The sequence below is a fragment of the Trinickia sp. EG282A genome (assembly GCF_040965455.1).
Lineage (GTDB): Bacteria > Pseudomonadota > Gammaproteobacteria > Burkholderiales > Burkholderiaceae > Trinickia > Trinickia symbiotica.
Map to the genome: position 1 here is coordinate 1,052,898 of NZ_JBFRCC010000003.1, position 14,972 is coordinate 1,067,869.

Below are 14,972 nucleotides of genomic sequence, written 5' to 3' on the forward strand. Positions count from 1 at the left end.
CTCAGATCCTGCCCTGCGCCATCTCCTCGGGCTTGAGCTCGACGATGGCGTCGAGCGCGGCCTTGACGTCCATTGCATACTTGGCCACGCGCTTTTGCTCTTCTGTTTCAGGGACGAAGGGCGGCACCGGAATCGGTGTGCCGTTCTCGTCGACGGCGACGAAGACTACGAGGCAGTCAGTCGTCAGCCGCAACTGGCCGCTCTTCGGATCGCCCGCATGGACGGTGACGTGGATGTGCATGCTCGTGCGTCCCGTCGCGACGACACGCGCACGCAACTCGACGAGATTGCCGACGAGAATCGGCCGCCGAAAACGGATGTTGCCGACGCTGACCGTGACGCAATAGCGCCCCGACCAGACGGCCGCGCACGCGTAAGCGGTCTCGTCGATCCACTTCATCAGGGCGCCGCCGTGGACCTTTCCGCCGAAGTTCACGGAGGTGGGCTCCGCGAGAAAGCGAAAGGTCGTTTCGGAACGGTCGAGCGGGGCGGTCGGCGTATTCATCGGTGACTCCGTCTGGCGCAAAGCGTGCAGGAAAGGGCCCGATTATACGGGCCCAATTTTCCCGCACGCGATGAGCGGACTGCGATTCACTGTTCGCTCCTCAGTTATGAAACGAGACGCCCTCATCGATCGTGCCGTACATCGTGATGCTGCCGCCTTGCGGCCAGGCGCTCGAAGGCTCTCCCTGCGCGCACGCGGCGCACAGCCACGCGGCCAGCGCCGCCGCTATCCATGATTTCATCGGTCCCTCCGCGAGGCATCGGCTCCTCTTTCCACGAGCCGATTCTAGCGCGCACTCGAAGGCGCGAACGCGAGCGCCGTGAGAGACGCGCATTCGACCGTTCATCGACGGTTGAAACATCGAATCCGAGCGGCGACTACAGTAAACGTCCGACGTTCTCGTGAGGTATGCCATGACTGCTTCCCTGCCGAATGCCGAGCTGAATCGCGAAGTCGCCTATTTCCCTGGCCTGAGCCGGATCGGCGCCCTGCTGGCCGACCCAGGTCGGGCGGCCATGCTCTGGGCGCTGATGGACGGCAGCGCGCGACCCGCCGGCGAATTGACGCTGATCGCCGGCCTTTCGCCGTCTTCGGCGAGCGGGCATCTCGCGAAACTGACCGAAGGCGGTTTATTGACGCTCGAAGTGCGTGGGCGGCACCGCTACTACCGGATCGCGACACCCGAAGTGGCCGACTCGCTGGAGGCGCTTGCGAACATCGCACAGGCGAGCGCCCCGCAACGTGAGACGATGCGGCCCGCCCGCAGCGTGCCGGTCGACCTTCGCTATGCCCGAACCTGCTACGACCACATGGCCGGCGAACTCGCCGTAAGCGTCTTCGACCATATGCTCGCGCAGGGCTGGCTCCTCGTGGAGGATGGCCGCGCTGTCGAGACCACGGAAAGAGGGGCGCGCGCGCTCGCCGAGTGGGGAATCGACCTCCAGCGTCAGCGCACGCTCAAACGCCGTTTCGGCTGCACGTGCCTCGATTGGAGCGAACGACGCGCTCACCTCGGCGGAGCGCTCGGCGCGGCGCTGCTGGCGCACTGGTGCGAGCGCGGCTGTGTCGAACGTGCGGAGAAGCCGCGCGTGCTGCGCGTGACGCCCGCGGGCCGGCGCTACTTCGACGCGCTGCTGGCACGGTGAGCCCGTGGCCGTCCCGTCGGATGGCGCCGGCTGACGCGGGCGGAGACACGTAGAGCGCGCGAGTCAACGCCGGGCGGCGCGAGAACCCTCGGCCCGGATATTTTTCGTTACAGCGACAGACCATGACCTTACAAATGCGTATGCATTGATACAAGCCGCGCCGCTACATTGGTGACACGGATAGCGTACTATCCGGTCGGCCAACGAGAACCATCATGACAATGCGGACCACCTCGCCCCTCGTCACTTTCAGGCGCCTGACGAACTGCACGCTGATCGCAGCCATCTCTTTCGCGCTCGCCGCCGAGCATGCCCTCGCCCAAACCGCGCCGCCCGACGAGGCGCCGGCGGCCGCCCAAAGCGTGGATCCGCCCAGCCGCGTCGCGCGCCTCAATTACACGGCCGGCACCGTGACGACCGAGCCCGCGGGCGCGAGCGACTGGTCCTATGCCTCGATCAACCGCCCGCTCACGACGGGCGACCAGCTCTGGAACGATGCGAACGCCCGCTCGGAGCTGCACATCGGCTCGACGGCGCTCCGGCTCGGCGCATCGACGAACCTCGACATCCTCAATCTCGATGACACCAATGCGCAGCTGAAGGTGACGCAAGGCACCCTCTCGACGCATGTCCGCGCATTGCCGCCCGGCAGCTCGTATGAGATCGACACGCCGAACGTCGCGCTCGCCGCGACGCGGCCAGGCGATTACCGCGTCGACGTGGCGCCGGACGGCAGCACGACGACCGTGACCGTGCGAAGCGGCGCGCTGACCGCGTACGGCGACAACGGCCAGACGCCGATCGAGGCCGGCGAGCAGATCACCTTCTCGGGCACGAGCCTGCAGGAAGTGGCGAGCGCCGAGGCGCCGCCGCCCGACGAGTTCGATCGTTGGGCGCGCAACCGCGACGTGGCGGAGGACCGCTCGGTTTCCGCGCGCTACGTCTCGCGCGACGTACCTGGCTACGAGGATCTCGACGAAAACGGCACCTGGCGCGAGGACCCGCAGTACGGCGCGGTCTGGGTTCCGACCGCCGTACCCGCCGGCTGGGCGCCCTATCACTACGGTCACTGGGCATGGATCGCGCCCTGGGGCTGGACCTGGGTCGACAACGCGCCATGGGGCTTCGCGCCGTTCCATTACGGCCGCTGGGCTTATGTCGGCTCGTCATGGTGCTGGGTGCCGGGCCGGATCGTCGCGGCGCCACCCGTCTATGCGCCGGCGCTCGTGGCGTTCGTGGGCGGTGGAGGCGGCGGCTTCGACTGGAGCGTGAGCCTCTCGATTGGCGGTGCCCCTTCGCCCGGCGTCGCCTGGTTCCCGCTCGGCCCCGGCGAAGCGTGGCGCCCGCATTACGGCGGCTGGAGTCCGCGCTACTACGAGCGCGTGAATCAGACCGTCGTCGTGAACCAGAACGTCAACATCACGAACATCCACAACACCTACATCAACTATCGGGCACCGGGCGCCGTGACGGCGGTGCCGGCGACGGCGTTCGTCCATGGGCAGCCGGTCGCGCGCTTCGCGCAAAAGGTCGATCCGCGGCAATGGCGCAATGCGCGGATGAGCCCAGGCGCGCCAGGCATCGCGCCCGTGCGCGAGAGCTATGCGCCGGGCATGCGCCCCGCGACCTACCGACCGCCGCAGTCGATCGCGGCGCGCCAGGTGGTCGCAACGCGCGCGCCGGCCGTGCCGCCCGTGTACCGCGATTCGCTCGCGCAGCACCTCGCGCAAAGCGGCGGACAGGTGCCGGGCGCGGGACGGCCCGGAAGGCCGATGACGCCGCCGGCGGGCGTTGCGGCCCAGCTTGCCCACCCTGGAGCGAATGCGGGCGAACCACGCAATGTGCGGATCGTGGGCCGCGAATCGCCGGTCGTCATGCAGGGGCACGGCCCCGCGCAGCCAGGCGAACGCCCTGCTCCGGGCGCGGCCGGTGGCCCGAACGGAACGCGCCCCGGCTTCGAGCCGCGGCCGCAGGCACCCGCCGCGGAACGTCCGCCGCAAGGGCCCGTCGCGGAGCGGCCGCAAACGAACGGCGTGCCTCGCCCGCCGGCGCAGAACGCGTTCGGAGGGGGCGCCGCCGCGGGCAATCCGGCGCATGGCGCCCCGGCTTGGACGCAACCGCATGCGCCTGCCGCGCAAGGCGGCCTCGATCACGCGCGGCAACCGGCGGCACAGCAGTTCGAGCGCGGGCCGCAAGGCGGCGCCGGACAGCGGCCCGGCGTCGCGGCCGAGGCGCCACCGCGCGTCGAAGGCCACCCGCAACAGGCGCCGCAGCCGCAGGCGCGCTTCGGACCGCCGGCCGAGGCGCAACCGCGAGCGGAAGCCCGTCCGCAACCGGAGCCGCAGCCACGTGTCGAAGCACGGCCGCAACCGCAATCACGAATGGAAGCTCGGCCGCAGCCCCAGCCACAACCGCGTGTCGAAGCGCGGCCGCAGCCGCAACCGCGTATGGAGGCTCGGCCACAACCGCAGCCTCATATCGAAGCTCGACCCGAGCCCCAGCCGCATTTTGAGCCGAGGCCGCAACCGCAGCCGCAGCCTCGCGTGGAAGTCCGTCAACCGCCGCCGCCTCAGCCGCATTTCGAAGCGCCGGCTCAACCGCACGCGCAGCCACACGAGCAAACACATCCGCAGCAGGGACGCGAGAACCACCCCCAAGGTTGACGCATATCATCGATAAAACGCGCCCACGGTATGACGCCGTATCGGAGGCGCGGCGTCATACTCTCCGCCTCTCGGCGAGCGGCGCCTCGCGATCCGTGGCCTGCTCGGCTGGCTGCAGATGGCTGAGAAGGCATTGACCGATGCCGCCAAGACTTTCCTGAATGCAAGGGCGACCGCGTATCATAAAAACATCGCGTGTTACGATCATCGGCCTGTCAGTATGCTTGCGACGACTTCTTGGAACCTAAGGCATGAGCGCGACGCCCTATCACCCCCCTTCCCATCTTCTGCAGGTACTGCAGCGCATCGAGTACGAGCAGGCGCTGCAATTGGGAGATCCTCGCTACGTCGATACGCGCGAAGCACGGGGTAGTCAAAGGACGCTGAGCCGGCTTGCCAAGAAGTTTGGTCTCGACTTGAAAACGGACGTCCTGTACGCGCCGGAGGCCAAGCACGTGCTGTTTTTCGGGCACACCGGCAGCGGGAAGACGACGGAGTTGCGGCATTATGCGCGAGAGTTGAGCGGCCCAAATCGCTTCTTCATCGTCGAAGTCGATGTCGTCCAGGTACTCGATCCTAACAACCTGCAGTATGCTGACACGCTGATGGCACTGGCCCAGGCGCTGCTGCTACGTCTGAATGAAGAAAGCATTCACCTTGGTCAAGATTCCATCGGCGAAATCGAAAAATGGTTCTCCGAGCGCGTCCTCGAAGCTGAGGAGGGCAAAGAATTCTCAGCCCAGCTGGAGGCCGGCGCCAAGGCGAAAGGCGGCATTCCTTTTCTTGTAGACCTCTTCGCCAAGTTCACTGCTTCAATCAAGGCAAATGCCAGCTATAAAGATAAGCTACGGCGCGTTGTTCGCAATAACTTCACGCAGTTGAAGGATGCTTTCAACGGCTTCGTGAGAAAGGCCGAGGAAACGCTGCAGGTCGCCGGCAAGGCTCAACGCATCCTTTTTGTCATAGACGGTACGGACAAAATGCGAGGCGAAGATACTCAGAAGTTCTTCATCGAAGACGCTGAGCAGCTGCTGGCGATCACCGCGTTTGTCATCTACACGGCACCCCTAAGCCTGAAATCCGGCGGAAATCTTGCTGGTAAGCTCGATGCCGACCTCGTGCTGCCGATGATCAAGCTACAGGAGCGCGATGGTTCGCCTTGCGCGGCAGGGGCCAGGACCATGAGCGAAATCCTGCTGCGGCGCGCCGATCGCAAACTGTTTGCCAGCGAAGCTGAGATCGACCTCCTCGTCGAATACTCCGGCGGGCATCCGCGCGAACTTCTGAGGTTGCTGAAGCTCTGCTGCGAGCTTGCTGAAGAACAGATCATCGACGAAGCGACCGTGCGAGCCGCCATCGATCAACTCGCTGCCGAATACCGATATTTCCTGCAGCCTGACGATTATGCATTGCTGGTCCGAATCGACGCCGACCCACTGCATGAAGGTACTGACGAGCGCACAAATAAGTTGCTCTATGACCTCGCGCTGCTGCAATACAATGACGGCTCTTGGCGACGCAGTCACCCTGTGGTGCGGACTCTCGAAGGCTATATTCGGGCCGCTCAAGCCGAAAGTGCACAGACCGGTATCAGCCTGACGTGAACGAACAGGACGACTTCCTTTTCAACTACAAAAGACATGTTGCCGCCGCGGAACTAAGGCCTGAGCATGTCCAGGACTTCGCGCGGCTTGTGAAGACTATTCGCTATGGCAGCGCCTTTCAACTGCTCATCGCGGAATTCAATGATGTCCCCTATCGGGACTCACTCATTGAACGGATTAACGATGTAGTCGCTGTCGAGAATTCGCAACCAGGATTCATCAATCTCGCCGACGGTCGGTTCGATGAGTTCAATGCAGTCGAAGCTGCTATCCGCCATTTGGTCATCGATCACAGCACCATCCATTTGCTGGGCGGGGAAGGTTGGTTCGATGCGAAACGCTGGCAAGCCTTCAACCTTCGCCGAGAAGCGATCGCGCACGATGTGCCGGCGCGGTTGCTGCTATGGCTGACGACGGACGCGGTCCGCACAATGGCCCGCGCTGCGCCAGATCTGTGGGCCTGGCGCAGCGGCGTGTACGCATTTGCTATGCCTGTTGCACACAGTAGAGAGGTTCCACAGCCTCCGGAGAGTGCCGCCACCGCTGGCCGTCCGCTCGCGGAACGCAGCAAGCGCATTGCTGTCCTCCAGGCCTATCTAGCCAGCTCTCCTCCTCCGAACGACGATCAGCGCCTGCCGCTGTTAGACGAACTGGCCGATCTCTACCAAAGCATCGGTGATTTTGATGCGGCGTTGCGCATCCGCCGCGAGGAAGAGCTACCTGTGTACGAGCGGCTGGGCGACACGCGGGCGCGGGCAGTCACGCTGGGCCAGATTGCCGATGTGTTGAAAGCGCGCGGCGAGTTGGACGAGGCGCTGCGCATCCGTCGCGAAGAGCAATTGCCAGTGTACGAAAAGCTCGGCGATGTGCGGTCGCGGGCAGTCACAATGGGCAGGATCGCCGACATTCTGCAAGCGCGCGGCGAACTCGACGAGGCGCTGCGCATCCGTCGCGAAGAGCAATTGCCAGTGTACGAAAAGCTCGGCGATGTGCGATCGCGGGCAGTCACAATGGGCAAGATCGCCGACATTCTGCAAGCGCGTGGCGAAATCGACGAGGTATTGCGCATCCGTCGTGAGGAGCAATTGCCAGTGTACGAAAAGCTCGGCGATGTGCGGTCGCGGGCAGTCACACTGGGAAAGATCGCCGACGTCCTGCAAGCGCGCGGCGAGTTGGACGAGGCGCTGCGTATCCGTCGGGAAGAAGAGCTGCCGGTCTATGAGCGGCTGGGCGATATACGTGCGCGGGCGATCACGCTGGGCCAGATTGCCGATGTGCTGAAAGCGCGCGGCGAGTTGGACGAGGCGCTGCGCATCCGTCGTGAGGAGCAATTGCCAGCGTACGAAAATCTCGGCGATGTGCGAGCACGCGCGATCGCACTGGGCAAGATCGCCGACATTCTGCAAGCGCGCGGCGAAATCGACGAGGTATTGCGCATCCGTCGTGAGGAGCAATTGCCAGTGTACGAAAAGCTCGGCGATGAGCGGTCGCGGGCAGTCACACTGGGAAAGATCGCCGATGTGCTGCAAGCGCGCGGCGAAATCGACGAGGCTCTGCGTATCCGTCGCGAAGAAGAGCTGCCGGTCTATGAGCGGCTGGGCGATACACGTGCGCGGGCAATCACGCTGGGCCAGATTGCCGATGTGCTGCAAGCGCGCGACGAACTAGACGAGGCGCTGCGTATCCGTCGCGAAGAAGAGCTGCCGGTCTATGAGCGGCTGGGCGATATGCGCGCGCGGGCGATCACGCTGGGCCAGATTGCCGATGTACTGAAAGCGCGCGGCGAACTGGACGAGGCGCTGCGCATCCGTCGCGAAGAGCAATTGCCACTGTACGAAAAGCTCGGCGATGTGCGGTCGCGGGCGATCGCGCTGGGCAAGATCGCCGACATCCTGCGAGCGCGCGGCGAACTGGACGAGGCGCTGCGCATCCATCGCGAAGAAGAGCTACCGGTGTACGAGCGGCTGGGCGATATGCGGTCGCGGGCGATCACGCTGGGCCAGATTGCCGATGTATTGAAAGCGCGCGGCGAGTTGGACGAGGCGCTGCGCATCCGTCGCGAAGAGCAATTGCCAGTGTACGAAAAGCTCGGCGATGTGCGGTCGCGGGCGATCGCGCTGGGCAAGATCGCCGACATCCTGCGAGCGCGCGGCGAATTGGACGAGGCGCTGCGCATCCATCGCGAAGAAGAGCTACCGGTGTACGAGCGGCTGGGCGATATGCGGTCGCGGGCGATCACGCTGGACAAGATCGCCCACATTCTGCAAGCGCGCGGCGAAATCGACGAGGCTCTGCGCATCCGCCGTGACGCGGCTCTCTGACTCTGCGCGTGACACCCCCGAGACGGCGGTCTGAGTGGCGCGATTGCCCACTGATCGTCGTTGTTTCCTGGCCCGCACAAAGTGTGGAAAAAGCCAAAAAGCCGGCTCACGGCCCACTACGTTCGCTCGTCCGGAAAAGGCGATCCTTGCGCTTGCGATGGCTCCGCGCTCGCGACAGAAGCTGTCGCGGCGAGAGCCGAGACGATCAGACAGCCATCGGAGCCGTCAGCGGCTCATGATGCCGATAGCCCACTAGCGAAAAGTCGCCGGGTTCGATCTTCTCCAGCCATTCGGGCGCATAAACGCCCGTCTCGGCATACGAGGGCACGCGCTCGGCGATCGCGAGCCTCGGGCTCGGGAACGGTTCGCGCTCGAGTTGCTTCAAGAGCATGGCGTGCTGATTTTCGTAGATGTGCGCATCGCCGATGAAGTAGGTGAACCAGCGGGGCGCGTAGCCGGTGAGCCGCCCGACGAGCGAGAGCAGCGCCGCGCCCTCGACGAGATTGAACGGCGTGCCGAGCCCCACGTCGTTGCTGCGGATATAGAGGCAGAGCGAAATCTCCTTGCGCACGGCGTTGGGCAGGAACTGATAAAGCAGGTGGCAGGCCGGCAGCGCAATCTCTTCGAGTACGGCGGGATTCCAGCCATGAAAGAGAATGCGTCGATCAGTGGGGTTGGACATGATCGTATCGAGGCACTGGCGCAGTTGATCGATCGCCTTGTAGAGCAGCACCTTGCGCGCTCCGTCCTCCTCGAACCGCGTGACGATCCGATAGCCTCGCGCCTGGGCATCGGCGATGCGAGCCGACGCCTTATCGTCGAGCACCTTGTAGGCAGGCCACTTGCGCCATTGGACGCCATAGACGTCGCCAAGGTCGTCGGGCCCTTCGCGATAGGGATTCGCGAGCCACTGTGCGTTCTCGTTGGCGTTCGCATCCCAGACCTTGCAGCCGAGCTCGCGAAAATCGGCGGCACTGCGCGAGGCGCGCAAGAAGCCGACGAGCTCGCCGATCGCCGATTTGAACGCAAGTTTCTTCGTGGTAACCGCGGGGAAGCCTTCTTGCAGATCGAAGCGCATCATGGCGCCCGGCATGCTGATCGTGCGGATGCCCGTGCGATTCTCCTGCCAAGTGCCTGTCTCGAGAATGGTGCGGACGAGGTCGAGATACTGTTTCATGCGAAGGGGGTCCTCAGGCGTTCGGTACGGCTTGCGATGCGGCGCTCGACACGGCTTGCGCGGCTCGACGCTCCTGCGGCCACGCCGTGGGCGACAGCGCGTTCCAGCGCCCGCGTTTGACGCGATTCTACCAAGCCGTCCCCCAACTCCGCCGACACCGGCACTGCGCCCCCTGCTCGGCGCGAAGCAAGGCACCGACCCATCGACCGATCGCCGCTGCGCTTCGAGCAGCGAGGCCTTGCGCCGACAACTCGTCAACTCGTCATCTGCTCGCTACCCTGATGAACCTCGATGTGACGCATCCCATGCGAGCCCAGCAGGCGATAGAGCGTGACACGTGAGATGCCGAGCTCCTGTGCTGCGTCGCCGAGCCGTCCGCGGTGTCGCAGCAAGGCCAGCTCGATCGCCTGCCGCTCGGCCGCCTCGCGCGCCTGGGCGAGCGAGACCGGAACGATCTCGACATACTCGGCGAGTTCGAGATCGCGAGCAGTGATGAGCCGCCCTTCGGACATGACGATGGCGCGCCGCACCCGATTGATGAGCTCGCGCACGTTGCCCGGCCATCGATAGTTGTGGAGCGCGGCGATCGCATCGGGCGAAAAGCCGCGCAACCGGCGGCTCGCGTCTTTCTTGAAGCGTTCGAGCATGTGCGCCGCGAGCAGCTCGATGTCCTTGCCGCGCGCGCGCAGCGGCGGCTCGTCGATCTGCAGCACGCAAAGACGATGGTAGAGATCGGCGCGAAAACGCCCTTCGACCATCGCTTGATGCATGTCGACATGGGTTGCCGAAATCACGCGCACGTCGACGGCAATCCCTTCATGACCGCCGAGCCGCTCCACCTTGCCTTCCTGCAAAAATCTCAAGAGGCTCGCCTGACTTTCGAGCGGCAGATCGCCGATCTCGTCGAGAAAGAGCGTTCCCCCATGCGCGGCCTCGATGCGGCCGATCTTGCGCTGGTTGGCGCCCGTGAACGCGCCCCGCTCATAGCCGAAAAGCTCCGATTGCAGCAGATGCGGCGGAATCGCGCCGCAGTTGATCGCGACGAAAGGCGCGTCGCGTCGAGGCGAGCGCTCGTGAATGGCGACGGCCGTCAGTTCTTTGCCCGTGCCGGATTCACCGGAAATGAAAACGGGTGCATCCGTCATGGCGACTTTGCGAATCGCGCGAAAGAGCGTGCGCATGGCCTCGCACGACCCGATCATTTCGCCCTCGCCGACCCGCGTCGTCGCGTCTTCATCGGTTTCTGACAGGACGACCATGCCGTAAGCATGGCCGACGGAATCGACGATGCGACGGTCCTCGTAGGGCACGGTCACGTAGTCGAAGCAGTAGTCGCGCACAAGACGGCGCAACGCCGTATCTTGCAGTTGGCCCGGCGCCGTGGCGGCCACCCAGCCCACGCGCGGCGCGGTGAGGCACGCTTCGAGCGCGCCGATTTCCTGGTCGTCGAACCCGCTCGACAGATCGAGCAGGCCGCCCGCGACTGCATCGCCGCGCAGCGCACGTCGCGCATCGCGCGCGTTCGCGACCACGTCGACATGCCACCCGCGCTGGTTGAACTGAGCACTCAGCCGAGCGTTCGCCTCTCGCGTGATGTAAATCAGTTGACGTGTTGCGGGTTCCATTCTTCAGACCTCTTTCTATGACGAACGTAATGGATGACGGCGCGCGCGGCAACGCCGCAACGCACGTTCCATCAGCGTCTTGCCGTGCAAGCGCCGAATCGCTCTGTCTCTCCCTGGAAGCTGCCCCCGAAAAAAATTATTATTAGAAAAGGCGTTCGGTTGGTCTTATTAAGGATGTGAAACTGATGCCAAGCTTACTATACGGCCCGCGCTTGCGGCAGGAGACGCATGTAACAAATTGAAGCTGGACCCGCCCGATAAGGCTTCCAGCCGCCGGTCGCACAGCCGCGCTTCCGTTTTAACCCTATTGCGTGGCTCTTTTACGACAGCGCGGTTTTTACCGCTAATTTCATTTTTTCCGACTCGTTTCAACGGTGAAACGATTTTCGTCCGTCGCTTCGGCGAGTTTGCAGTCGATGCAAGCGGACCTCAACAGGCATGGCGGTCTCCGGGCGATGGCATGCGTTTCGCTCTAAGCGGCGCACCACGGAGGTACCGTCATGCCATCGCTTCCCTTCGCCCGTCTGGCCAAACGCGCGTTCGCCACCGCCCTCGCGCTTGCGCTGCAAGCGGCGCTTGGGACCTTCGTCGCGCCCTCGGCCGCCCTCGCCGAGGGGACGGGCGATACGTGCGCGGCAGATGCGCGTACGCCATTCGCAGCGGCGTGCGCGCTCGACGACAGCATGCTCGCCCGCCAGCGCGGCGGGCATGCCGGCATGGTCACCATTGCGGCGCTTCCCGATGCATCGCCGGGCGCGAACTCGGTCACACTTTGGGACGAGCTCGCCCGCCCCGCCCCCGCGCCGATTCCGATGCCTGTCGACACGACCGGCGCCGTGCAGTCCAACGCGGTCAACTACACGCGCAAGTGAGGAACCGGCCATGACCGCTCACCGCGCCAGCCGCGCTCGCCTCATCTCCACGGCCGTGTTGGCCGCGCTCTCGACCGCGTGGGCGCCCGTCCATGCCGTCGCCGAGCAAGCAAACCCGGGCGACATCATCGTCAAACGGCAAATCACCCCGCGCGACGCGTTCGACTCCGTACCGAAGACCGATAACCCCATCGCCTCGAAGGTCGAGACGTTCCCGACCCGGGCGTTCAGCCCGACCGTCGCCGGACTCATGTCCGACCTCGAGCTCGAGCATGCGCACGGCTCGGCAGGCCTCGCCGCAACGAGCCGCCTCGATACGGCCGCCGGAAAGGCGACGCTTGCGACGCTCGGTCTCGGAGCGTCGGCCGGCGCGCGTTCCGCGACGGGTGCGGGCGTTGCCGGTCAACGGGCAGGGATCGGAGGCGCCGTCACCTCGTCCGTGACGGGCGTGCTCGCGCCGGTGGGCGCAGCACTGGGAGCGCTCAAATGAACGCCGTCGTGAACCCTCTCTTGCGCCAGGTCGCCAAGCATTCACCGGCCAAATACACGTGCTTGTCCGCCTTCTTCGTGTGCGTAGCGATGCCGGCGCTCGGACAAGCGCTACCCGCGCCGATCGTGAGCGCGGACGCGGCCGTTTCGGCGGGAGCGCTGGCAGGCGCGACGGGCGTGATCGCGATCAACGAGGCGGCGGGCGTCGCCAACGCACAGAGCAATGCCACCGTGATCGCCGTCAATGCGGCCGGTTTGGCGGCGAACGGCAGCGACCAATCTGCGCGCACCAAAGGGCACGTATCGAGCGCGCGCGCGACGATCGCGGCCAATGCCTTCTCGTTTGGAGCGGGAGTGATCTCGGTGAACCAGGCGGCCGGCATCGCCAATCTCCAGCGCAACAGCGTCGTGCTCGGCACGGCATCGGCGCAGGCTCAGGCCCTCAGCGACAGCGAATTATCCGCCGTGGCGCCGCGCAACCAACGGTTCGATAACAGAACGGGCATAGGCGGCGTGCGCGAGGCAAGCATCGCCGACGATGCCTTCCAACACGCGGGCGGCATCGTCCAGGTCAACCAGTCAGCAGGCGCCGGCAACACCACGGCAAACAGTTTTGTGCTCCGTCCCCCGGCGGGCACTCTTTTCTAACGCAGCAACGTCGATATCGGAGCATCCAAAATGAAAACGAACCTCAAACGAATATTCGTCGCCGCAGCGCTTTTCGCCGTCGCGTCCGGCAGCGCATTCGCTCACTCGGGCCATCGTGCGTACCTGTTCGACTCGACCGTCATCGACGAGCATGTGGGCATCGAAGGAAATGTGCTTCTGTTCGGCTGCGCGTCCGTATCGGGCACCGTCGGTGCCGTCGTCAACAACTCGCAGCATGTCGCCCCGAACGTCGTGCTCGACGCGCTGCCGTCCAGCTACCTCAAGGGCTCGGTGACGACCACCGTCGACAACGACTATCGCTCCATCGGCGGCAGCGGCTTCGCCACGAGCTCGACCTCGTCTTCCGGATCGGGCACACATCGGGTGTCTGATAGTGACAGCGATACGACGTGGTTCAGCGCATGGAGCGACAACGCGGGATCGGGAGGGCAATCGTTCGGCGAGCACAAGACGAGCACGCATGAATGGAATTCGAAATCGGAGCAAACGCACCACGCATCATGGGCGTTCAGCGGCACGGAATACTCGACGAACGTGAGCACATCCGGCTCGGTGACGACTTACATCGACACTCAGGCGCCGACTACCTTGACGGCGACTACGGGCAGCGGGGCCGGCAACGGCATTTCGGGCAACGTCGGCATCAACGTCACGGAAGGCGTCGCGAACGCGCAAAGCAACGACGCTTCGCTTGCATCCGTCGACACCGGCAACGTGTTCGGCAACGCACAGATCTTCAGCTCCCAATCGTCGGGTGGCAACGTCAAGATCAACAACTACGTGCTCAATGCGTCCATCGGCGACAACTCGCTGCAGCACATTTCCGGCAACGTGGGCGTGAACGTGTCCTCGGGCGCGGCCAACGTGCAGAACAACAGCCTCGCCGCCGCGACCACGCAGTCGAATCCCGGTGACGCGGTGGCCGTTGCGATGGCGGCAACCGATCAGACCTCGCAAACCGCATCGCTCGACTTTCACGGTTCGATCGCGGGCACCGCGGTGCTCGGCGCCGGCGCGCTCGCGGGTTCGACCGGCAACATCGGCGTGAACATCGCGGGCGGCGCGGGCAACTTGCAACACAACGGACTCGCGATCGCCGCCGCCGGCACTCGCTAGCCTCTCACGCGTGACGCGCCGGTCGCTCGAGTGCGGCCGGCCGGCGCTTTTCGACTCGGGGTAACGGACATGTCCGGGCATCCACGGCTCGCGGCATGGCGAGCCACCTTTGTGCTCGCTTGCGTCGTGATATGTGCGCGAAGCAACGCGCAATCGACCATCGATACGTCTACGCTTGCAGGCGTGCCAGTCACGAAAACGGTGCGTTCGATGCGTGAAATTCGCTATAGCCATGTCGTGAGCCAGCAGTTCGACTACAGCTGCGGCTCGGCCGCGCTCGCGACGCTGCTCAAATATGGCTATGGCATCGACATAGCGGAACCCGAACTGATCCGCCGAATGATGGCGTTCTCGACGCCCGAAGTCGTCGTGAAGAACGGCTTTTCCATGCTCGACATGAAGAAGTTCGTCGAAACGATCGGCCTGCGCGGCCGCGGCTTTCGCGTGAGCGTCGACGCGCTCTATCACCTGCAAGTCCCTGTGCTCGTGCTCATGAACATCGAAGGCTACGAGCACTTCGTCATCGTCAAGCATGCGCAAGATGGCCGCGTCTTCATCGCGGACCCCGCACTCGGCAATCGCATCGTCTCAGAGTCGAACTTCGTCTCGAGCTGGAACGGACTCGTCTTCGCGGTGCTCGGCAAGCCGCTGCTCGATGATTCGCCGCTCCTCGCCGGCAACGTGTCGCTCGCCGACAAGTTGCGCGCGCAAGCGCTCATGACGAGCACGGCCACGACGCCGTTCGTCGACTACGGCTTGTCGCGAGCTGACTGGTTTTGACCGATC

Annotated in this window: 13 protein-coding genes; 9 read left to right on the forward strand and 4 right to left on the reverse strand. The window is 64.6% G+C overall.

The genetic code is table 11. The features are described 5' to 3' along the window. Position 1: 1 nt before the first annotated feature. Together AB4Y31_RS19225 and AB4Y31_RS19230 are read right to left on the reverse strand one after the other, a co-directional pair. Positions 2-505: an acyl-CoA thioesterase gene (locus tag AB4Y31_RS19225; RefSeq protein WP_018441543.1), complete on the reverse strand. Its 504-nt coding sequence runs from the start codon at positions 503-505 to the stop codon at positions 2-4. Positions 506-605: 100 nt separating this feature from the next. Next, on the reverse strand, positions 606-746 hold the full coding sequence (locus AB4Y31_RS19230) for a hypothetical protein (RefSeq protein WP_020566286.1): 141 nt from the start codon (positions 744-746) through the stop codon (positions 606-608). Positions 747-918: 172 nt separating this feature from the next. Between AB4Y31_RS19230 and AB4Y31_RS19235 the strand changes: the two genes are divergently transcribed. From AB4Y31_RS19235 to AB4Y31_RS19250, 4 genes are all read left to right on the forward strand, one after another. Then, entirely contained in the window at positions 919-1,650 is a 732-nt protein-coding gene (locus AB4Y31_RS19235; protein WP_368675262.1) for an ArsR/SmtB family transcription factor, read from the forward strand. A gap of 221 nt (positions 1,651-1,871) precedes the next feature. After that, positions 1,872-4,313: a DUF6600 domain-containing protein gene (locus tag AB4Y31_RS19240; protein ID WP_368675347.1), complete on the forward strand. Its 2,442-nt coding sequence runs from the start codon at positions 1,872-1,874 to the stop codon at positions 4,311-4,313. Between the two features lie 251 nt (positions 4,314-4,564). Continuing rightward, positions 4,565-5,917, forward strand: a complete 1,353-nt coding sequence (locus AB4Y31_RS19245; protein WP_368675263.1) for an ATP-binding protein — start codon at positions 4,565-4,567, stop codon at positions 5,915-5,917. Further along, positions 5,914-8,238 carry a hypothetical protein gene (locus AB4Y31_RS19250; RefSeq protein WP_368675264.1) on the forward strand — a complete coding sequence of 775 codons (2,325 nt, stop codon included), beginning with the start codon at positions 5,914-5,916 and terminating at the stop codon, positions 8,236-8,238. Before AB4Y31_RS19245 ends, AB4Y31_RS19250 begins: the two co-directional genes overlap by 4 nt. 205 nt (positions 8,239-8,443) lie before the next feature. Here the strand turns inward: AB4Y31_RS19250 and AB4Y31_RS19255 are convergent, their stop codons facing one another. Together AB4Y31_RS19255 and AB4Y31_RS19260 are read right to left on the reverse strand one after the other, a co-directional pair. Continuing rightward, positions 8,444-9,415: a thymidylate synthase gene (locus AB4Y31_RS19255; RefSeq protein WP_368675265.1), complete on the reverse strand. Its 972-nt coding sequence runs from the start codon at positions 9,413-9,415 to the stop codon at positions 8,444-8,446. 254 nt (positions 9,416-9,669) lie between these two features. Next, positions 9,670-11,040: a sigma 54-interacting transcriptional regulator gene (locus tag AB4Y31_RS19260; RefSeq protein ID WP_368675266.1), complete on the reverse strand. Its 1,371-nt coding sequence runs from the start codon at positions 11,038-11,040 to the stop codon at positions 9,670-9,672. Positions 11,041-11,540: 500 nt separating this feature from the next. Here AB4Y31_RS19260 and AB4Y31_RS19265 point away from each other — a divergent pair, with 500 nt between their 5' ends. From AB4Y31_RS19265 to AB4Y31_RS19285, 5 genes are all read left to right on the forward strand, one after another. Then, entirely contained in the window at positions 11,541-11,912 is a 372-nt protein-coding gene (locus tag AB4Y31_RS19265) for a hypothetical protein (protein ID WP_368675267.1), read from the forward strand. A gap of 10 nt (positions 11,913-11,922) precedes the next feature. Beyond that, positions 11,923-12,402, forward strand: coding sequence for a hypothetical protein (locus AB4Y31_RS19270; RefSeq protein WP_368675268.1), 480 nt, complete (start codon positions 11,923-11,925; stop codon positions 12,400-12,402). Between the two features lie 176 nt (positions 12,403-12,578). Further along, entirely contained in the window at positions 12,579-13,049 is a 471-nt protein-coding gene (locus AB4Y31_RS19275; protein WP_368675269.1) for a hypothetical protein, read from the forward strand. A 30-nt stretch (positions 13,050-13,079) separates the two neighbouring features. Further along, positions 13,080-14,186, forward strand: coding sequence for a hypothetical protein (locus AB4Y31_RS19280; RefSeq protein ID WP_368675270.1), 1,107 nt, complete (start codon positions 13,080-13,082; stop codon positions 14,184-14,186). Between the two features lie 69 nt (positions 14,187-14,255). Then, positions 14,256-14,966, forward strand: coding sequence for a C39 family peptidase (locus AB4Y31_RS19285; protein ID WP_368675271.1), 711 nt, complete (start codon positions 14,256-14,258; stop codon positions 14,964-14,966). Positions 14,967-14,972: the final 6 nt, after the last annotated feature.

Excerpts from the sequence above, each read along its gene's own strand:
- AB4Y31_RS19225 (WP_018441543.1), bottom strand. The coding sequence starts at position 505 with ATGAATACGCCGACCGCCCCGCTCGACCGTTCCGAAACGACCTTTCGC.
- AB4Y31_RS19230 (WP_020566286.1), bottom strand. The coding sequence starts at position 746 with ATGAAATCATGGATAGCGGCGGCGCTGGCCGCGTGGCTGTGCGCCGCG.
- AB4Y31_RS19235 (WP_368675262.1), top strand. The coding sequence starts at position 919 with ATGACTGCTTCCCTGCCGAATGCCGAGCTGAATCGCGAAGTCGCCTAT.
- AB4Y31_RS19240 (WP_368675347.1), top strand. The coding sequence starts at position 1,872 with ATGCGGACCACCTCGCCCCTCGTCACTTTCAGGCGCCTGACGAACTGC.
- AB4Y31_RS19245 (WP_368675263.1), top strand. The coding sequence starts at position 4,565 with ATGAGCGCGACGCCCTATCACCCCCCTTCCCATCTTCTGCAGGTACTG.
- AB4Y31_RS19255 (WP_368675265.1), bottom strand. The coding sequence starts at position 9,415 with ATGAAACAGTATCTCGACCTCGTCCGCACCATTCTCGAGACAGGCACT.
- AB4Y31_RS19260 (WP_368675266.1), bottom strand. The coding sequence starts at position 11,040 with ATGGAACCCGCAACACGTCAACTGATTTACATCACGCGAGAGGCGAAC.
- AB4Y31_RS19265 (WP_368675267.1), top strand. The coding sequence starts at position 11,541 with ATGCCATCGCTTCCCTTCGCCCGTCTGGCCAAACGCGCGTTCGCCACC.
- AB4Y31_RS19270 (WP_368675268.1), top strand. The coding sequence starts at position 11,923 with ATGACCGCTCACCGCGCCAGCCGCGCTCGCCTCATCTCCACGGCCGTG.
- AB4Y31_RS19280 (WP_368675270.1), top strand. The coding sequence starts at position 13,080 with ATGAAAACGAACCTCAAACGAATATTCGTCGCCGCAGCGCTTTTCGCC.
- AB4Y31_RS19285 (WP_368675271.1), top strand. The coding sequence starts at position 14,256 with ATGTCCGGGCATCCACGGCTCGCGGCATGGCGAGCCACCTTTGTGCTC.